Below are 19,077 nucleotides of genomic sequence, written 5' to 3'. Positions count from 1 at the left end.
ACTTACTTTTTTGTCCCTACGACCTGCCCTTTAAAACGCAAATCAATACTTTTATAAACTTCAAGACTATTGTCTTTAATCGCCTTTTGATAGAATGCCTTGTAATTTGAAAACTTACTCGACAACTGCTCTATCTTGCCTACGATAACTTTATAATTCAACACGCGAAGTGTTAGGCTATAATCGCCGGTTTTATCTCTAGAAATACCCACAACCTGAGTTGCCAGTACATTATCTTCCTGTAAATAGTTTAAAAGCGGATAAATCTCATTCACCTGCTCTTTTGAAACACCGGTCACCAAAGGCACACGGGCAGAATAATTAGTTGACAAAGGCATGGTTTTACCTTCTTCATCAATATAAAATGGGGTCTTTGTCTGAACTCGAGCTAATGGTTTTCTCTGCTTTACAGTCGCTCCCACCACACCATCTAATGTCATATAAACATCTGCATCGGCGATCATAGCATGCGCATCGAGTTTATCTTCGAGGTCTTTCAAATCTAAAATTTCTTTGTACTGTCCCTCAATAGGTTTCCCGTTTTGTATCAACAATTTATCAACCGATTCGGCTGTAACAAAGAGGTTTGCACCTGCTTCAAAATTTACTTTAACTTCTTTTACTTTTCGGTTTGCATTGCGTTTGTGCGTAAAGGCAACCAAACCCAAGGTAACCGCGACCAAAACCAACATCCTTATGTAAAACCAATTGATTTTCATACCGCTAATGTTTTAGTCAGTTTTAAAATTTCCTCACCTATATCTCCAGCTCCCATCATCACTTTTACAGTCGCTTTTGACGCCTGCAACTTCTCTTCCAGTTGTGCTTTTAAAATCACTTCTTTTCGCGTAAGCGGAATTAACTCCAGTAACTTTTCAGAAGTAATCCCTTCTATAGGTTCTTCCCGAGCCGGATAGATATCTAAAAGCAGCAACTCATCAAACTGTGCTAAACTTGCTGCAAAATCTTCCATAAAATCACGCGTACGACTGAATAAATGCGGCTGAAAAACTGCCAAAACCCGCTTGTTTGGGTACATCTCTCGTACAGCGCTATGCACTGCATTTATTTCGGCAGGGTGATGCGCATAATCATCAATAAGCACCTCATTTGCCTTTTTAATACGATACGTAAACCTGCGATTAACACCTTTGAATGCAAACAGAGCTTTGGCGAGCTTATCGGCAGGGCAGCCGTAATGTAAAGCCATCGCCAAAGCGGTTGTCGCATTAGACAAATTATGTCTACCAGGCAGGTTAAGCACTAAATCTTCAATAAGCCCATCGGGATGTTTTAAATCAAAATGATAGGCCCCGTTTTCTATTTTTATATTTAAAGCCGCATAGACGGAATCGTCTTCTATACCTACGGTAATTCCGTCTAGTGGTAGTCCGTTTTTTACAAACAGCACACCATCTTCTTTGACTTGAGCTGCAAAATCTCTGAAGCTTTTGTGCAAGGCTTCGGCATCGCCGTAAATATCCAAATGATCTGCATCCATCGAAGTGATTGCTGCGATATTAGGGTACAGTTGCATAAACGAGCGATCAAACTCATCTGCTTCTACCACCACGATTTCCTCACCGTGCTGAATCAAATTACTTTGATAATTTTCTGCAATTCCGCCTAAAAAAGCGGTAACCGGCAGCTTACAAAATGCCATCAAATGACCAAGCATCGCACTGGTTGTGGTTTTGCCATGAGTTCCTGCGACTGCTAAGCAGAATTTCTCCTGAGTCAACCAGCCTAAAACTTCAGCGCGCTTTTTAATTTGAAATCCTTCAGCCAAATAAAACTGATAGGCTTTATGTGCTTTAGGAACCGCAGGCGTATATACCACCAGCGTTTTTTCTGAGGTTTTAAATTCCGTAGGAATCGCTTCAGCAGCATCTTGATAACTTATGACGATTCCAAGCTCTTCAAGCGATTTTGTGATCTGCGAAGGTGTTTTATCATAGCCCGCCACTTTCTTCCCGGCAGCTTGAAAATATCGCGCGAGCGCGCTCATCCCAATTCCGCCTATGCCGATGAAATAAATATGCGATATGTGATCAAGCGTTTTCACCTACTGCTTTAATAATTTTTCTACTTCGTTTACAATATGTTGCGTTGCCTGTGGCAATGCGATCTTTTTAATGTTTTCACCCAAAAGCTGTTGCTTAGCTTCATCGTGCACAAGCGCTTTAAAAACAGGTTCAAAATCTGCTTTTACATCTTTTTCTTTGAGCAGGATCGCTGCATCCTTAGACACAATCGCCTCTGCATTTTTGGTCTGATGATCTTCAGCCACATTGGGAGACGGTATAAAAATTACCGGTTTTCCTACCAACGCCAACTCTGATACCGATCCCGCACCTGCTCTGCTTATAATGATATCAGCAGCTGCATAAGCCAGATTCATCGTGTCAATGTATGGCAACACCTGCACATCCTCAACGACATTATGCTTTTTATATTCTTCATAGTACAACTGCCCACTTTGCCAGATGATTTGCACCTCTTGATCAAGAATAAACTGCAGCTCGCTATCGATCAATTTATTAATCGCTCTAGCACCAAGACTTCCGCCTAAAATCAACAAGGTTTTTTTATCCTTTTTTAGACCGAATTTTTCTATGCCCTGTTCGCGCATCGTTTCAATAGCCAACAAATCCTGTCGCACCGGATTTCCTGTTTTTACAATTTTTTCCTGCGGAAAAAACTGCTGCATCCCATCGTAGGCGACACAGATCTTCTGTACTTTTTTTGCCAAAAGCTTATTGGTAATTCCCGCAAAACTATTTTGCTCTTGAATCAATGCCGGTACGTTGTATCGTGTTGCCATCTCAAGCAAAGGACCACTTGCAAAACCACCGGTACCAATTACTGCATCGGGTTTGAATCTTCTGATAATTCCTGCCGACTTGAATAAACTACTGATCAGTTTAAATGGAAACATCAAATTTGACCAGGTCAACTTTCGTTGAATTCCGGCTATCCAAAGTCCTTTGATCTCGTAACCTGCTTTAGGCACTTTTTCCATTTCCATACGATCTTGAGACCCCACAAAAAGGAATTCCGCTTGCGGATACTTTGCTTTCAAAGCATCAGCAATCGCAATCGCCGGATAAATATGCCCCCCGGTTCCGCCTCCTGATAGTATAAATTTATAGTTCTTCAAATCTTTATCTTCGTTTACATCGCTTCGCTTAATACATCAAGCGGATTCATTTCCTCTTCTTCCTTCACACGCACTTCTTCGCGCTTTGCACTTACGCTTAAAATAATCCCTATCGCCAAGCAGGTCATCCAGATCGAGGTCCCACCACTACTTACAAGTGGCAAGGTTTGCCCGGTCACCGGAAATAATTCTACCGCAACCGCCATATTAATCAATGCCTGAAACACAATAGGCAAGCCTACTCCCATTACAGCGAGTTTTCCAAAAACTGTATCGGCTTTATGCGCTACTACTAAAATTCTAAACAGCAAGAGCAAATACATTAGCAACAACATTAAACCACCTACCAAACCAAATTCTTCTACGATGATCGCATAAATAAAATCTGATGAGGATTGGGGCAAAAAGTTTTTCTGAACACTTTTCCCCGGCCCTAAACCGGTTAGACCGCCGGTCGCAATCGCAATTTTTGCTTTCTCTATCTGATAATCCCCTTCACTATCTTCATCATCTGCAAAGCTGTCTATACGACTCATCCAGGTATCCACACGGTTAGGAAACACTCCCGGAAAAGCCTTGGCTGCCAAAATAAACATCGTAAGGGCCAGCAAACCGGTCGCAACGATTATCGCTAAATATTTAAAGGGATAGCCTCCCATAAAAACCAAGGTGAGCACCATCGCAAAAATGATCGCTGTAGTTGAAAAGTTGGCCGGAAGAATCAATCCTAAGATCAAAGCCACTGGTACCCAAAGCGGCAAAATGCTTTCTTTAAAAGTGATTTGCTGATCTTTAATTTTTGAAAGGTAGCGCGCGATATAGATCATCAACACCACCGAAGCCAAAGTCGAGGTTTGAAACGTGATCCCAACAAAAGGCACTTTAATCCATCTACTGGCGTTGGCACCATCTATGGTGGTTCCTTGTGCCATCGTGATCAACAAAAGAATGATCACTATTGGAACTCCAATGATCGACAAGCCTTTAAAATAATGCGCAGGTACTTTGTGCACCCCATAAATGATCGCAAAACCTAGAACCAAATGCATAAAATGCCGCACCAAAAACGGCAAGGTTTCCCCATTACCGTATAAATAGGCAAGGTTGCTGCTCGCACTAAACACCGGCAAAAAAGAAAACAGCGCTAAAAAGGCAGTGATTGCCCAGATCGCCCGATCTCCTTTTAAGGTTGAAAATATGTTTTTGGTTTTACTCAACTCTCAATCTTATTTATAGATTTCGTACTGCTTCTTTAAATTGACGCCCGCGATCTTCATAATTCTCAAACAAATCGAAACTTGCACACGCAGGAGACAACAACACATTATCGCCTTTATCGCTCAATTTATAAGCGATCTTTACCGCTTCGGTAATAGATTGGGTTTCAATAATGGTTTCTACCATTCCTGAAAACGTATTCAAAAGCTTTGCATTATCAACACCTAGGCAGATGATTCCTTTTACTTTTTCATTCACCAAAGGAAACAAATCAGTATAGTCATTTCCTTTATCTACACCGCCAACAATCCAAACCGTTGGAGCACTCATACTATCTAAGGCATAAAATGTAGCGTTCACATTGGTCGCTTTTGAATCATTGATGTAAGACACGTGATTGATCTTAAGCACCTGCTCTAAGCGATGTTCAACCCCTTGAAAACCCTCTAAAGATTCTCTAATGGTCGCTTTACGAATGCTTAATAAACGTGCAGCAGTTGCCGCAGCCATCGCATTCTTAGTGTTATGCGCCCCTTTAATAGTTAAGTTTTTTGTTGACATAGTCATTGTTGTATCGTCAATTAAAATGTTTATTTCTTCTTGAGCGTAATACGCTCCTTTTTTTAGTTGTTTTGAAATTGAAAAAGGTACACACTGTGATCGCACGGGATGTTTTGCTAACCAGTCTGTAATCACAGGATCGTCTGCATCATAAATCAAGTAATCCTTTTCGGTCTGGTTTTCCGCTATGCGGAATTTAGACTTGATATAATTTTCAAACTTATACTCGTAGCGATCCAAATGGTCTGGTGTGATGCTGGTCAAAATCGCGATATGAGGCGCAAAATCTTCAATACCATCCAGCTGGAAACTGCTAATTTCTAAAGCATAAAAATCCTGATCATCAAGCGCCACCCATTTTGCAAAACTGTCACCAATATTTCCCGCAGCCACACTTTTCAATCCGGCTTGCTTAAGCAGGTGCGCCATAAGCATAGTGGTGGTGGTTTTACCGTTACTACCGGTAATCCCCACCAAAGTTGCCTTAGTATAGCGTGCTGCAAACTCAATTTCTGAGATCACAGAAATACCTGCTTCAACCAACTTTTTAATGAGTGGTGCTTTATCAGGAATTCCCGGACTCTTCATCACGAGGTCTGCATTGAGAATTTTTGCTTCGGTGTGACCACCGTCTTCCCATTCAATTTCATTGTTTTTAAGAACGTCAAGGTATTTTGGTTTAATCTTCCCAAAGTCTGAGACAAAAACTTCAAAACCTTCTTTTTTACCCAAAATGGCTGTGCCAATTCCGCTTTCACCACCACCCAAGATCACTAGCCGCTTCATCTATCTAACTTTTAAAGTGACAATGGTGATGATCGCGAGTAAAATGCCTATAATCCAAAAGCGCGTCACGATCTTACTCTCGTGAAGGCCCTTTTTCTGGTAATGGTGATGCAACGGCGACATTAAAAAAATGCGACGGCCTTCACCTGTTTTTTTCTTGGTGTATTTAAACCAACTTACTTGCAGCATTACCGAAAGGGTTTCCATAAAGAAAATCCCGCATAGTAATGGAATGAGTAATTCTTTACGAATAGCGATGGCGATCACGGCGATGATTCCGCCTATGGTTAAACTCCCCGTATCTCCCATAAAAATTTGGGCGGGATACGTGTTGTACCATAAAAACCCTACTAGAGCTCCCACAAATGCAGTAATAAAAATTACCATCTCTCCCGAACGCGGGATATACATCACATCGAGATAATCACTAAAGATGATGTTACCAGACACCCACGCAAAAATCCCCAAAGTGAGCACGATGATCGCTGAAGAGCCGGCAGCCAAGCCGTCAATTCCGTCCGTAAGGTTGGCCCCATTAGACACTGCAGTAACAATAAATATGACAATAGGAATAAATAATAACCAAGCATATTTTACATAGTCCTCGCCCAACCAACTCACTAGAATGCTATAATCGATCTCATTATTTTTCACAAAAGGAATGGTGGTCGTCAAAGCTTTTTCTTCCGAAGAAAATTCGGTCGTAGAACTGTCAACCAATTCTTCTTGTTGCGCCGGTTTATTTGCGATCTCGTCTTTTACAGTCACACCCGGATGGAAGAAAATGGTTGCACCCACAATAATTCCTAAACCAACCTGACCAAATATCTTAAACTTGCCCTGAAGTCCTTCTTTGTTCTTCTTTCTGATTTTCAAGAAATCATCCATAAAACCTATGGCACCCATCCACAACGTGGTCACAATAAGAAGGATGACATAAATATTTTCGAGCTTAGCTAACAAAAACACCGGAATCAATGTGGCCAAAATGATGATTAATCCACCCATTGTTGGGGTTCCTGCTTTCTCTACCTGACCTTCTAACCCTAAGTCACGTATAGATTCGCCCAATTGTTTTTTCTGTAAATACAAGATGATGCGCTTTCCCCAAATGGTAGAAATCGCCAGCGACATGATGATCGCTATTGCCGCGCGAAACGTGATAAAGCCAAATAAACTTGCCCCGGGGAAGTTGTATGCACGCTCTAAATATTCAAAAAGGTAATACAGCATTTAAAATTCTTTTTCGCCTTTGGCTTTTGCTTATTTATTCAGCTCGGTTAATAGTTCTTTTACAATTTTAAAATCATCAAAATCGGTACGCTCTCCCTTTACCTCTTGGTAGGTTTCGTGTCCTTTTCCTGCGATTAAAATGATGTCATTTTCTTCTGCCATTTGGCAGGCTGCTTTGATCGCTTGCTTACGAGAAGTAATTGCTACAGTCTTTTTATAATCTACAGGCTCCACACCCGCTTCTATCTCTTCAATAATCGTATCCGGGTCTTCGCTACGCGGATTGTCACTCGTAAAAACCACTTTGGTACTTAGCGCCGCAGCGATTTTCCCCATTTTTGGTCTTTTGGTTCGATCCCGATCACCACCACATCCTACCACCGTGATCAATTCTTCGTTTTTAGTACGGATGTCATTTATGGTTTCCAGTACATTTTTAAGTGCATCAGGAGTATGTGCATAATCCACAATCGCCGTGATCTTTTTAGCCGAAATCATATACTGAAATCTGCCGCTTACACTCGTTAATTCTGACAAATACTGAAGCGCTTCAAGCTGACTCAAGCCTAGCAATTCTGCAGCAGCATAAATCGCCAAAACATTGTAGGCGTTAAAAGAACCTATCAACTTCACCCAAACTTCCTGATCGTTCACTTTAAGCAACAAGCCGGTGAATTGATTTTCTAAGATCTGCGCGCGATAATCGGCAAAAGACTTTAACGCATAGGTCACTTTTTTAGCCCGTGTATTTTGCAACATTACCTGGCCGTTTTTATCATCAATATTTGATAATGCAAATGCCGTCTTCGGCAGGTTATCAAAGAAAGATTTCTTCACATCGCGGTACTCTGCAAAGGTTTTGTGATAATCCAAGTGATCGTGGCTTAGATTAGTAAAAATTCCACCTTCAAAGTGTAAGCCTTCGGTACGTTTTTGATGAATCCCGTGCGAGCTTACTTCCATAAAGCAATATTCAACACCGGCTTCATTCATCATCGCCAGGTATTTATTGATCGTAAGTGAATCTGGCGTGGTATGTGTCGCCGGAAATTCTTCATCTCCCACCAAAACTTTAACCGTAGAAAGCAATCCGGCTTTAAAACCAGCTTTAGTAAACAACTGATGCAATAAGGTTGCAATGGTTGTTTTACCGTTGGTACCGGTAATACCCACCAATTTTAGATTCTCTGAAGGATTCTCATAATAATTAGAAGCCATCATCGCCAGCGCCTGTGCCGTATCTGAAGTTTGTACGTAGGTGATCCCGTTTACAAAATTCTCAGGCATTTGCTCACAAATGATCGCGATCGCCCCTTGCTCTTCAGCCTTTTTTATAAAATTATGGCCGTCACTTTGCGTACCGCTTATCGCGACAAAAACATCATTAAGTCCTACTTTACGCGAATCAAAGTGAATCGCGTTTACCGGCACATTGGGATTGCCGGTAACAGACTCTAACGTCACTTTATACAATATGTCTTTTAAAAGAATCACGACAGTTGCAAAATGATTTTTTGATTTTTACTCAGTTTTTGTCCCGCTTTAAGCGACTGACTTTTAACTTTTCCGCTTCCTGAAAATTCTACTTTCAAGCCTAAATTCTCTAATAAGGAAACCGCATCCATCCCGCTCATTCCTCTTACATTAGGAATGGTCGCTGAGGCCTTCTGTGCCTTTTCAAAATAATTCTCAAAGTCCTTCTCAACCGAAGCAGTATTGGCTTCGGCAAGTTTAACCTCATCAATTATAGGCGTGTCACTATATATCTTTTGTGCGATTTTTCTAAAGACTGGAGCCGCCACAACACCTCCGTAATAACCAATCTTTTTATTCGGTTTATGAATCACGACAATGCACGAATACTCCGGATTGTCTGCCGGAAAATACCCCGCAAAAGAAGCGATATACTTACCCTCTTCCTTCCAATATTCGGTCTGACAGGTTCCTGTTTTACCGGCCATTGAAAAGTTTTTGGAATAAATATCTTTTCCTGTTCCGCGTTCTACCACGTTTTTCATCATCTCCTGCGCTTTGTCTATGGTCGCTTGCGAACAAATCGCCGGATTGATCACTTCTTTATCAAATTTTTCAATGGAGACATCCCACTTTTTCACCTCTTTAATGAAACGCGGCTTTACCATTTCCCCATCATTTGCGATAGCATTATAAAATGTCAAGGTTTGTAATGGTGTAAGCGAAACTCCATAACCAAAAGCCATCCATGGCAAAGTAGTTCCGTACCAATTAGAATCTCCGGGATACGGAAACTTAGGACTTCCTTCTCCTTTGATCTCGAGCCCTAACTTGTCGTTAAGCCCCATATTATAAAGGCGTTTTAAAAAACGCTTAGGATCATCTTTATACCCTTCATTTATGATTTTTGCAAAAGCCGTGTTTGATGAAAGTTCGAATGCACGCGCCGCCGAAATTTTACCGTAACCACCCCAATGCGAGTCGTACACTGTTCTGTTGTAAAAACGCACACGACCGTTTTCGGTATCTACTACATCACTCGTATCGATGACCCGGTCTTCAAGCGCTGCGACCATAGCCATCAACTTAAAGGTAGAACCCGGTTCAGCCGACTCATAAACGGCATAATTTCGATCTTCATAATAACCATCACCATCTTCGGTACGACCTAAATTTGAGATCGCTTTGATCTCACCGGTTTTCGTTTCCATCACCACCACACAACCGTGGTCTGCTTCAAACTTTTCTAACGAAGCTAACAATGCGTGATGTGCAATGTCCTGAATATTCACATCGATGGTCGAGATCACATCATAGCCATCTTGAGGCTCTACAATATTATCATCGCCAATGGGCTTCCATTGTCCTTTTGCAATGCGCTGCTTAAGACGTCGTCCTTCCTTACCTCTTAAATAAGGACCAAATGCACCTTCCAAACCTGCTTCACTGTAACGACCATACTCAGTAAGGCGATCGTAACCAATGGTTCGCTCTGCAATTTTATCCAGTGGATGCTCACGCACCGTACGCTGCTCGGTGATGATCCCACCTTTATAAGGACCTTTGTTGAATAGCGGAAGACTTTTGATCGCTAAATATTTTGAATACCCCAAGTTGCGCGCTAGCAACAAATAGCGGTTTTTATTTACACGAGCCTTGCGCAGTAGATCTATATAATAAGACTGCGATTTACCTAATTGCTCTGAAAGTCCCTTTGAAAGCCCTTGAATATTTTCTTCAAAATCAGCTTGCTTTGGAGCCAAAGCATCAAAACGAATATCATACTTAGGCACTGAAGTAGCCAGCAAGCTACCGTCACCCGCATAGAGATTACCGCGATTCGCCGGAATCGTAAACATACGCTCGGTACGCGCTTCTGCAAGCTCTTTGTATTTATCACCTTCAGCCAACTGAATGTTGCAAAGTTTAAACGCAACAAAAAGGGCGAAGAGAAACATACCTCCTGCCACTAAATACATCCGGTTCAATATGTTCTTTTCGCTGGTAGCCATTTTGAACTTAAGGTGTTTTTGTTACTTTAATTTTTTTGGGCGGGGTTAACGAAGGCGCCAAACCTTGTTCTGCCACTTGCCGCGTTACTACGGTTTCCATTTTTAACCGGCGTGCTTCAAGCCGGGTATCTACAAATTCACTATGCAACTCTTTCACTTCAGCATTTAACTGCGAGATCAGGTGCACTTTTTTATCTGCGCGATGCGAACTCCCGATCATCACTATTGCCAAAACCGACAAAAAGATGATCATACGCCAGTTTTTGACCGCATCATCGCTAAACAGGAATCTTCCTTTGAGTATGTTATAAACTCCTTCTTTCAACTCCGTTATAACTTTTCAGCAACACGCAATTTTGCACTGCGCGCTCTATTGTTTTGTTTTATCTCTTCTTTAGATGGAACAATCAAACCGCCAACCTTTTTAAAAGGCACGGTGAAATTTCCAAAAATGTCTTTCTCAGGCTCTCCCTCAAAAAGACCATTACGCATATAACGCTTTACCAATCTATCTTCAAGCGAGTGATATGAGATCAAGCTCAAGCGCCCGCCCGGTTTCAACATTTCTTCGGTTTGCTGAAGAAACTCCTTCAACACCTCTAACTCTTGATTCACTTCTATACGAATCGCCTGATAGATCTGCGCCAACAATTTATGCTCGCGCCCCTTTGGCAGATACGACTGAAGCGCTTGCTTTAAGTCTTCGGTAGTCTCTATAGCTTTATCCTTTCGCACAGAAACTAAAGTTCTCGCCAACTTAGGAGCACTTCTCAATTCTCCATATTGCAAAAGCACACGCCCCAGATCTTCTTCAGAATATTCATTCACCACGTGATATGCAGAAAGCTTATCATCTTGATTCATGCGCATATCAAGTTTCGCATCAAAACGTGTCGAGAATCCACGTTCTGCAACATCAAACTGATGCGACGAAACCCCAAAATCTCCTAAAATACCATCAACTTTTGCCGCCCCGTAAAATCTCAAAAAGCGTTTCGCAAAGCGAAAATTCTCATTGATCAACGTAAATCGTGGGTCCTCAAGCGCATTATCGAGCGCATCCTTATCCTGATCAAAAGCAAACAGTTTACCCTGATCGCCAAGACGTTTTAAGATCTCCCGGGAATGACCACCACCTCCAAAAGTCACATCTACGTAAACGCCTTCAGGTTTGATCGCCAAACCATCAACAGTCTCTTTCAATAAAACTGGGTTATGATAATCCATCTGGCACGTCGTTTTGATCTCCCATTACTTCTTCTGCTAACGCAGCAAAATCTCCATCCTCATTGCTTACCGCTTCTTCATAACCTACAGCATCCCAAATCTCAATGATATTCCCCCCGGAAGTCAGTACGATATCTTTAGTGATTGACGCGAACGCGATCAAATCTTTAGGTATCAAAAGCCTCCCGGAAGCATCAGCTTCAACTAACTTTACACCTGCCGTAAACTTCCTAATGAAATCAACATTCTTTTTAACAAAGCGATTGAGTCCGTTTAATTTTTTCATCATCACCTCCCACTCAGACATCGGCCACAATTCAAGACAAGAATTAAAAACCGATCGCTTCACCACAAAGCCCTCCTGCAACTCTTTTGCAAGTTGTTTTTTCAACGCAGACGGCATCATGAGCCTTCCTTTTGCGTCAACTTTACACTCATATGTTCCTATAAGGCTGAGCAAGAATACAGTAGGTTTTAGGTATAATAAATTCAAATATATAGAATTTTATACCACATTCTCCCACATTCTACCACTTTGTTGATAAATTCTCCCACTTGTTAATTATTCTGAAAACCTTAACATTAAGCTAGTAGCCTGTGTCAAAACCTCTTGTTATCGCAGACTGGCTGTAGCTTTGCAGACAACTGTATTTTTAGATTTTCAATTTGGTCTAAATGTCTATATTTGTGGCAAAGCCGCTTGCCGACCTAATTAATTATGAAGCACCAATTAAAAACCGAGGGAAAATTCACCTACTTAGAAGTTGGTGAAGGAACTCCTATAGTAATTCTTCACGGACTGATGGGCGGCCTGAGTAATTTTGACGCAGTAACCGATCATTTTTCTGAAAGCGGATACAAAATTGTAATCCCCGAGTTACCATTATATTCTATGCCTCTTATTAAAACAGGGGTAAAAACCTTTGCTAAATACCTTAATGACTTTATAGTTATGAAAGGGTTTAAGGAAGTGATTTTATTAGGCAACTCTCTTGGCGGACATATCGCACTTTATCACACCAAATTATATCCGGATGTGATGAAAGCATTAGTGATTACCGGAAGCTCTGGTCTTTATGAAAGCGCGATGGGCGAAAGCTATCCAAAGCGCGGGGATTATGAGTATATCAAGAAAAAAGCAGAAGACGTCTTTTATGATCCCGCGGTTGCTACCAAAGAGATTGTAGACGAAGTATACGAGACCGTAAACGATCGCAACAAGCTTATCAAGACTTTAGCGATTGCCAAAAGTGCCATACGCCACAACATGGCTCAGGACCTACCTCACATGAAAACCTCTACATGCATCATCTGGGGCCGCAATGACAATGTCACTCCTCCAGAAGTTGCTGAAGACTTCAACAAGCTGTTACCCGATTCTGATCTTTTCTGGATTGATAAATGTGGACATGCAGCTATGATGGAACGCCCTGAAGAATTTAATGAGATTCTTTCAGGATGGCTTAAAGACCGAAACATCTAAAACCTTTTTCCCATGCATATTAAATCTGCAGAATTTCTCGTAAGTAATTCTAATGTTGCCAAGTGCCCTAAAAATAAGATGCCGGAATATGCATTTATAGGTCGATCTAATGTGGGAAAGTCGAGCTTGATCAATATGCTTACCGATCGTAAAAATCTGGCTAAAACATCAGGACGCCCGGGAAAAACACAGCTCATCAATCACTTTGTGATCAACCAAACATGGTATCTTGTTGATTTACCGGGATATGGTTATGCGCGTGTTTCTAAAAAGGTAAAGAAAGAATTTCAAAAATTCATCACGCAGTATTTTGAGGAGCGTGAACAGCTGGTTTCTGCTTTTGTGCTTATTGACTGTAGACACGAGCCGCAACCTATTGACCGGGAGTTTATGCAATATTTAGGCGAAAAACAGATTCCGTTTTCTATAATTTTCACCAAAGCAGATAAACTGAAACCAAAAGCCTTAGAACGCAATATCGAAAATTACAAACAGGAATTACTAGCCGGGGCCTGGGCCGAAATGCCCAATTATTTTATAAGTAGCGCTACAAACAGCACCGGCAAAGATGAAATTCTCGATTATATTGATGCTATAAACGCGCAGCTCAAAGAGTCTTAATTCTAGCGTTTATTCGCTTTATAAGTTCAGTTTCAGAAGAAAGCGCATTTAATTCTTCCTTAGTCATAAAAACCTCAAGCCTTTCTTCGGTTTTCCTCAAGATCACCGGATAGCTGAATTTCGCTTCTAAAACTTCACCGTATTTCTGAAGAAACTCGTCTCGGTGAAAAAAAAGCATTTCAATACCGCTATTTTCTCTAAAATCTTTCCAAAGACTTCGCTCTTGAAATGCGTCGTGCGTAAGCGTGCACAACCTACAGGAATACGTAGACGGACTCATAATTTTATGAACACTATCAAAAAACGCATTCAATTTTCCGGAACGTGCATTATAGACAAACAAGAGCTGCATCACCTTCCGGAAAAATTCAATTACTTTTTCAACTCTAACTTTTCAGCAAAATAATCACAGAAATCCATCATCGTAGCAGACATCTTATCATCATCTGTAGCACGCTTAAAGGTATTAGCCATACTCACCAAAGTTTGATGAAAAAACACTTTCATCTCATCTACAGGCATATCTTTGGTCCATAAATCTATACGCGCAGCTTCTTGTTTATTATGATCCCAAAGTGAAAGCATTAACGCCTTTGCCGGCTCGTGCGAAACACCACCATCAGGCGCATTCCAAGAGATTTTTTCTGGCACTCTGTTTTCGTCTAATTCTACACTTAGTTTTATTTCTGTTTTCATCAACCGTTTATTTGCGGGGTTTGTAATTTGCTTGTTTAAAAATCTCTTCACTGCTCTTTTCTGGCAATAATTGCAAAGGTATGTTATTGCGTTGCATATAGGCCTTGACCATTTGCCAGCCGATATAACGCCCTAATCGCGGCGGACTCTCATTATCGAACTCCAAGTAAAACTTTGAGAATGGCGCCGGATTGATAAAGCGGCTGAGGAGCTTACTATCGGTATCAAACAACACCTCATTTTCTATAAAATAGGTCCAGATGTCTACCTCATTTGCTTCAGCCCAATCGAGTTGTTCTGGCGTATAGCCTATAATTTCATTTTCAGCTTCCAGCGTTAAGAGTTGCTGCATCATATACAGTCGCTTCCCGTGATAAATCATTTCATCTAAAAAGCGTCGGTTTCCCATTTTACGTACACGCTTTTGCACAAAAGCATCAGCCACATCAACATCGATCTGCTCTTTTCTAAAATTTTGCGTGTAAAAACGCTGAATCCCGTTATAGAAATGATGCTCCTCGCCCAGGTAGTTATCTAAGCCTATTACCAGTAAACTATCTGTCAAAATCACCGGAGTTCTATAAGCTACGTCAGAAGTTATGGTCACCACCTTAGGTACAGGTGTTTTAGGGTAGTAATATTTTATATGCTTAAAAAGATTGTCGAGCGCAACCAACTCCTCATTAAAATCAGGAAATGCAGCGGTAACTTCCTTATTCAACTCCAGCTGAATTGTGTCTTGCACTTTGGTCACCCAAAAATCATAGGTATATTGTTCAGGAAACAAATAAGGATAAGAACGCATCAAATCTTTTAATCCTGAAGAATCGGTTTTTGCGAATTTTTGATCAAATCGATCCAACTCCAATTCGATTGGAATCTGCGAAATTTCATCAGGGATTTTTACGTCATCACCACATCCCACGACCAAAAACACAAGAAGCCCTAAAAAAAAGCTAAATCGTACACTTAACAAGCGCGACACCCTTTTAAACATTTGAAATTTTAGTAAATTCACCATCATAAATTGCTGCGCAAAGGTAGTATTTACAAACTATAAATCCTGTTTCTTATGCAAACCGAAAAAGTAATCGATCATATTGTTAATTGGCTAAAAACCTACGCTACAAACGCAAACATACAAGGCTTTGTTGTAGGCATTAGCGGTGGAATTGACAGTGCCACCACCTCTAGTCTTTGTGCAAAAACAGGATTACGCGTGCTTTGTGTAGAAATGCCTATTCATCAGCCTGAAAGTCACGTGACGCGTGCTCAAGAGCATATCGCACAACTCAAAAAACGCTTTGCAAATGTATCTGATGTGCGTGTTGATCTTACCCAAACTTTTGAAACTTTTAAAACTGCTTTACCCGCCGCTGAAACGGAGACCAACCCGGGGTTAGAGCTTAGCTTGGCAAATACACGTGCACGATTACGTATGAGTACGCTTTATTATTTTGCTGGTTTACACGGTTATCTTGTTGCCGGCACCGGCAATAAAGTGGAGGATTTTGGAGTAGGTTTCTATACGAAATACGGTGATGGCGGTGTTGATTTAAGCCCGATTGCTGATCTTATGAAAAGTGAAGTTTATGCGCTAGCCAAAGAACTTGGTGTTCCTGAAAGCATTCAGGTGGCAAAACCTACAGACGGACTCTGGGGAGATGATCGCAGTGATGAAGATCAAATTGGCGCTACCTACGACGAACTTGAATGGGCGATGTACCAAGATGAAAAAGGTAAAACCGTTGATGATTTTGAAGGTAGAGAGCAAAAAGTCTTTTCGATCTATAAAGGCTTTAATAATGCCAACAAACATAAGATGGAACCTATTCCTGTGTGTGAAATTCCTAACGAATTAAAATAAAGCATTCGTTCATCCTGTAAATTAATTCTTACAGCGAAAAGCATTTTCATTTACAAATAATGGTTATAATTTAGTTGGCATAAACCTTAAATTCCAACATGATTACCATAACCGTTGCAGATCATCACCCTATAATTGTAGATGGATTAACTCATATTCTTAAAGACACGCCACACGAAATTATCGATGTGGTTTCTGACGGAAAAGATCTAATTCCATCGCTTGAAGAGCAAGTTCCTGACCTTGTCATTATGGAAATTGATATGCCTAACCTTCAAGGATTATCTGCGATCAAAGAATTGCGTAAGCTCTTTCCCGGAATTAAAATCATGGTGTTTAGTACGCATCCTGAAGGCATGTATGCATTAAGTGCAATTAAAGCAGGAGCGATGGGATATATTGGCAAAATAGCCGAAACGCAAACCGTGCATAAAGCGGTTGTACAAGTTGCTCGAGGCGGTATTTACCTCAACAATAATTTGGTTGAAATGCTTTCAAATACTGATTCGGCGCAAAACAACTCATTAGCATACCGCTATAAGAAATTATCTACTCGGGAGACCGAAGTTTTGAATATGCTTTCTTCAGGAAAAAGGAATAAAGATATCGCTGAGTCACTAGATATTAACGAGAAAACCGTAAGCACCTACAAGACCAGACTTCTTAAGAAACTTGATGCAGGCAGCCTTGCAGAATTGATACAGCAAGCACGTTTGCTTCAAACTTCAGACCTTTAACGCATAAAAGGCATAATCACCAGATTGCGTTTTTTTGCGATGAGCACCTCTAAGGTTTTATAGTCCTTAAAGTCTTCCATAAACTCTTGAGCATTTTCCGGTAATTCTCCGGTTTTTAGCTGCTCACCAAATTCAGCCATTTTACGCTGAATGAGGAAGTGTCTTAGATTCAGTAAGGTTTGTACGGTTTCTAACCCTGCATTGTCTTTTAAAGTCTTTACATAAATCTCGTGGCGATCCCAGGCGTGCAGCTCATGTTTTTCAGGCTCAAAAGCGATCGATGAAATTTTTTCCATTTGGGCAGCCTCGAGTAATTCGCCCAACTTATCGAGTTTGATCTCACCCTCTTCCTGCGTTAAGTGCTCTATAAGTAATGGATAGATCTTTTTAAAATCATCATTTGCAAACTCGACTTCATCTTCCTGTAGATCGAGATAAATTTTCTCGTAGATGATTAGCTCGCGCTTTTCTTCGCGCTCAATGAGTTTGCCTTCTTCGTCTTCATCATAAACAAGATCTACAAATTCTACGGGCTCTTTAGCAAAGGTGATGAGTAATTTTATAATGTTCTGCTCCAACTCGTACTGCCGCTCAAACTTGATTTTCTCTTCATTCTTAAGCGGTACCATCTCGCCTCCAGAAGGTCTTTTTTCCGCGGGCTTTGCTACTTCTTTCTTCCCTTTATTGCGTATTTGAGCAAGCGTATTAAAAAGTACATCCTCCTTGATATCCATAATGCGTGCACATTCTTGCACATAGATTTCCCGCTTGATGACATCAGGTATTTTAGCAATACTCTCTACCATATCACGCACCAAACCTGCCTTCTTGATCGGATCACCCTGAGCTTCCTTTACTAACAACGAAGCTTTATACTGAATAAAATCCTTAGCATTTTCCTTTAAAAAATCTTCAACTTCGGTGAGCGTATGCGCTTTTGAAAAACTATCAGGATCTTCTCCTTCAGGAAAACTACACACCTTCACGTTCATGCCTTGCTCCAGGATCAAATCGATTCCGCGTAACGAAGCACGCTGTCCAGCCGCATCTCCATCAAAAAGCACGGTAATATTTGGCGTAAGCCTGTTGATCAAACGTATTTGCTCTGGAGTCAAAGCAGTCCCAGAAGAAGAAACCACATTTTCGACCCCCAACTGATGCAATTGAATCACATCGGTATACCCTTCAACCAAGTAGCAATTATCTTCTTTGGCGATCGCTTGCTTGGCATAATAAATACCATAAAGCACTTTTGATTTGTGGTAAATCTCACTTTCCGGACTATTTAGATACTTTGCCGCTTTTTTCTCGTTAGTAAGAATTCGGCCTCCAAAACCTAAAACACGTCCGCTCAATGAATGAATAGGAAACATCACCCGGCCTTTAAAGCGGTCAAACTGCTTCTCTTCCTTGACAATGGTAAGTCCGGTTTTTTCTAAGAATTCCAGCTTGTAGCCTTTGCGAATGGCTTCTGAAGTAAAAGCGTCCCAAACATCTGGAGAATATCCCAACTGAAACTTTTCAATCGTTTCTTCGGTAAATCCGCGTTCTTTAAAATAAGAAAGCCCAATCGCTTTTCCCTGTTCAGAATTGATAAGGGTTTTATGAAAGTAGTCTTTTGCAAACTCTGAAACCACATACATACTCTCGCGCTCGTTGGCCTGCTCCTTTTGCTCATCGGTTTGCTCTGTTTCTTCAACCTCAATGTTGTACTTTTTTGCGAGATATTTGATCGCTTCGGGATAGGTAAAATGCTCGTGTTCCATCAGGAAAGCAACCGCATTACCTCCTTTTCCACTAGAGAAATCTTTCCAAATTTGTTTAACCGGTGACACCATAAAACTGGGTGTGCGCTCATCTGAGAACGGACTCAAACCTTTAAAATTGGATCCTGACTTCTTCAGCTGAACAAAATCACCAATCACCTCCTCAACGCGAGCAGTCTCAAATACGGCATCTATGGTAGTTTTTGAAATCAAAAAATGAGAATTTCTTCAGTTAAC

Annotated in this window: 19 protein-coding genes; 4 read left to right on the top strand and 15 right to left on the bottom strand. The window is 41.0% G+C overall.

Annotated features, from left to right (window positions below; translation table 11 throughout):
- Positions 1-2 precede the first annotated feature (2 nt).
- Genes WA338_RS16670 through mraZ form a run of 11 tightly spaced genes read right to left on the bottom strand, consistent with a single transcriptional unit; the run spans position 3 to position 12,130 of the window.
- A complete protein-coding gene (locus tag WA338_RS16670; protein WP_336094219.1) occupies positions 3-719 on the bottom strand; it encodes a cell division protein FtsQ/DivIB in 717 nt (238 codons plus the stop codon).
- The gene (gene murC / locus WA338_RS16665) at positions 716-2,065 is read right to left on the bottom strand and encodes a UDP-N-acetylmuramate--L-alanine ligase (RefSeq protein WP_336094217.1); all 1,350 of its coding nucleotides are present in this window, start codon (positions 2,063-2,065) and stop codon (positions 716-718) included. Before murC ends, WA338_RS16670 begins: the two co-directional genes overlap by 4 nt.
- Positions 2,066-3,160: an undecaprenyldiphospho-muramoylpentapeptide beta-N-acetylglucosaminyltransferase gene (gene murG, locus WA338_RS16660; RefSeq protein ID WP_009781493.1), complete on the bottom strand. Its 1,095-nt coding sequence runs from the start codon at positions 3,158-3,160 to the stop codon at positions 2,066-2,068.
- A gap of 14 nt (positions 3,161-3,174) precedes the next feature.
- On the bottom strand, positions 3,175-4,377 hold the full coding sequence (locus tag WA338_RS16655) for an FtsW/RodA/SpoVE family cell cycle protein (RefSeq protein ID WP_009781494.1): 1,203 nt from the start codon (positions 4,375-4,377) through the stop codon (positions 3,175-3,177).
- A gap of 13 nt (positions 4,378-4,390) precedes the next feature.
- Entirely contained in the window at positions 4,391-5,725 is a 1,335-nt protein-coding gene (gene murD / locus WA338_RS16650) for a UDP-N-acetylmuramoyl-L-alanine--D-glutamate ligase (protein ID WP_272985947.1), read from the bottom strand.
- A complete protein-coding gene (gene mraY / locus WA338_RS16645; RefSeq protein WP_072983299.1) occupies positions 5,726-6,958 on the bottom strand; it encodes a phospho-N-acetylmuramoyl-pentapeptide-transferase in 1,233 nt (410 codons plus the stop codon). It lies immediately after the preceding gene.
- A 30-nt stretch (positions 6,959-6,988) separates the two neighbouring features.
- Positions 6,989-8,452, bottom strand: coding sequence for a UDP-N-acetylmuramoyl-L-alanyl-D-glutamate--2,6-diaminopimelate ligase (locus tag WA338_RS16640; RefSeq protein WP_272985946.1), 1,464 nt, complete (start codon positions 8,450-8,452; stop codon positions 6,989-6,991).
- Complete coding sequence (locus tag WA338_RS16635; protein WP_273005269.1) at positions 8,449-10,443, bottom strand: penicillin-binding protein; 1,995 nt, start codon at positions 10,441-10,443, stop codon at positions 8,449-8,451. The genes WA338_RS16640 and WA338_RS16635 overlap by 4 nt, the downstream gene beginning before the upstream one ends.
- 7 nt (positions 10,444-10,450) lie before the next feature.
- Positions 10,451-10,768, bottom strand: coding sequence for an FtsL-like putative cell division protein (locus WA338_RS16630; protein ID WP_009781499.1), 318 nt, complete (start codon positions 10,766-10,768; stop codon positions 10,451-10,453).
- Between the two features lie 5 nt (positions 10,769-10,773).
- On the bottom strand, positions 10,774-11,670 hold the full coding sequence (gene rsmH, locus WA338_RS16625) for a 16S rRNA (cytosine(1402)-N(4))-methyltransferase RsmH (RefSeq protein ID WP_272985943.1): 897 nt from the start codon (positions 11,668-11,670) through the stop codon (positions 10,774-10,776).
- The gene (gene mraZ / locus WA338_RS16620; RefSeq protein ID WP_040532951.1) at positions 11,657-12,130 is read right to left on the bottom strand and encodes a division/cell wall cluster transcriptional repressor MraZ; all 474 of its coding nucleotides are present in this window, start codon (positions 12,128-12,130) and stop codon (positions 11,657-11,659) included. The genes rsmH and mraZ overlap by 14 nt, the downstream gene beginning before the upstream one ends.
- A gap of 258 nt (positions 12,131-12,388) precedes the next feature.
- On the opposite strand from mraZ, the gene WA338_RS16615 reads away from it, so the two are divergent.
- Entirely contained in the window at positions 12,389-13,153 is a 765-nt protein-coding gene (locus tag WA338_RS16615; RefSeq protein WP_009781502.1) for an alpha/beta fold hydrolase, read from the top strand.
- A gap of 12 nt (positions 13,154-13,165) precedes the next feature.
- Positions 13,166-13,774: a ribosome biogenesis GTP-binding protein YihA/YsxC gene (gene yihA / locus WA338_RS16610; protein ID WP_009781503.1), complete on the top strand. Its 609-nt coding sequence runs from the start codon at positions 13,166-13,168 to the stop codon at positions 13,772-13,774.
- Here the strand turns inward: yihA and WA338_RS16605 are convergent.
- The 3 genes from WA338_RS16605 to gldB are packed head-to-tail and all read right to left on the bottom strand — an operon-like array spanning position 13,761 to position 15,467.
- Positions 13,761-14,126 carry a hypothetical protein gene (locus WA338_RS16605; protein ID WP_009781504.1) on the bottom strand — a complete coding sequence of 122 codons (366 nt, stop codon included), beginning with the start codon at positions 14,124-14,126 and terminating at the stop codon, positions 13,761-13,763. The genes yihA and WA338_RS16605 overlap by 14 nt on opposite strands.
- A 20-nt stretch (positions 14,127-14,146) precedes the next feature.
- A complete protein-coding gene (gene gldC, locus WA338_RS16600; RefSeq protein WP_009781505.1) occupies positions 14,147-14,470 on the bottom strand; it encodes a gliding motility protein GldC in 324 nt (107 codons plus the stop codon).
- 7 nt (positions 14,471-14,477) lie between these two features.
- Positions 14,478-15,467 carry a gliding motility lipoprotein GldB gene (gldB, locus tag WA338_RS16595; RefSeq protein ID WP_154648962.1) on the bottom strand — a complete coding sequence of 330 codons (990 nt, stop codon included), beginning with the start codon at positions 15,465-15,467 and terminating at the stop codon, positions 14,478-14,480.
- 75 nt (positions 15,468-15,542) lie between these two features.
- Here gldB and nadE point away from each other — a divergent pair, with 75 nt between their 5' ends.
- Together nadE and WA338_RS16585 are read left to right on the top strand one after the other, a co-directional pair.
- A complete protein-coding gene (nadE, locus tag WA338_RS16590) occupies positions 15,543-16,337 on the top strand; it encodes an NAD(+) synthase (protein WP_009781507.1) in 795 nt (264 codons plus the stop codon).
- A 98-nt stretch (positions 16,338-16,435) separates the two neighbouring features.
- Positions 16,436-17,074, top strand: a complete 639-nt coding sequence (locus WA338_RS16585) for a response regulator (RefSeq protein ID WP_009781508.1) — start codon at positions 16,436-16,438, stop codon at positions 17,072-17,074.
- On the opposite strand, the gene dnaG is transcribed toward WA338_RS16585, so the two are convergent.
- Positions 17,071-19,053: a DNA primase gene (dnaG, locus tag WA338_RS16580; protein WP_272985942.1), complete on the bottom strand. Its 1,983-nt coding sequence runs from the start codon at positions 19,051-19,053 to the stop codon at positions 17,071-17,073. The genes WA338_RS16585 and dnaG overlap by 4 nt on opposite strands.
- Positions 19,054-19,077: the final 24 nt, after the last annotated feature.

The organism is Leeuwenhoekiella sp. CH_XMU1409-2, assembly GCF_037029365.1.
Classification (GTDB): Bacteria; Bacteroidota; Bacteroidia; order Flavobacteriales; family Flavobacteriaceae; genus Leeuwenhoekiella; species Leeuwenhoekiella blandensis.
The sequence above is the reverse complement of the archived record's forward strand: the minus strand, read 5'-3'. Positions and strand labels throughout refer to the sequence as shown.

What these genes read in the sequence shown, in the direction of transcription:
- mraY (WP_072983299.1), bottom strand. Translation starts at nt 6,958, where the DNA reads ATGCTGTATTACCTTTTTGAATATTTAGAGCGTGCATACAACTTCCCC.
- yihA (WP_009781503.1), top strand. Translation starts at nt 13,166, where the DNA reads ATGCATATTAAATCTGCAGAATTTCTCGTAAGTAATTCTAATGTTGCC.
- WA338_RS16670 (WP_336094219.1), bottom strand. Translation starts at nt 719, where the DNA reads ATGAAAATCAATTGGTTTTACATAAGGATGTTGGTTTTGGTCGCGGTT.
- nadE (WP_009781507.1), top strand. Translation starts at nt 15,543, where the DNA reads ATGCAAACCGAAAAAGTAATCGATCATATTGTTAATTGGCTAAAAACC.
- WA338_RS16635 (WP_273005269.1), bottom strand. Translation starts at nt 10,443, where the DNA reads ATGGCTACCAGCGAAAAGAACATATTGAACCGGATGTATTTAGTGGCA.
- gldB (WP_154648962.1), bottom strand. Translation starts at nt 15,467, where the DNA reads ATGTTTAAAAGGGTGTCGCGCTTGTTAAGTGTACGATTTAGCTTTTTT.
- rsmH (WP_272985943.1), bottom strand. Translation starts at nt 11,670, where the DNA reads ATGGATTATCATAACCCAGTTTTATTGAAAGAGACTGTTGATGGTTTG.
- murD (WP_272985947.1), bottom strand. Translation starts at nt 5,725, where the DNA reads ATGAAGCGGCTAGTGATCTTGGGTGGTGGTGAAAGCGGAATTGGCACA.
- WA338_RS16585 (WP_009781508.1), top strand. Translation starts at nt 16,436, where the DNA reads ATGATTACCATAACCGTTGCAGATCATCACCCTATAATTGTAGATGGA.
- WA338_RS16615 (WP_009781502.1), top strand. Translation starts at nt 12,389, where the DNA reads ATGAAGCACCAATTAAAAACCGAGGGAAAATTCACCTACTTAGAAGTT.
- gldC (WP_009781505.1), bottom strand. Translation starts at nt 14,470, where the DNA reads ATGAAAACAGAAATAAAACTAAGTGTAGAATTAGACGAAAACAGAGTG.
- WA338_RS16605 (WP_009781504.1), bottom strand. Translation starts at nt 14,126, where the DNA reads ATGCAGCTCTTGTTTGTCTATAATGCACGTTCCGGAAAATTGAATGCG.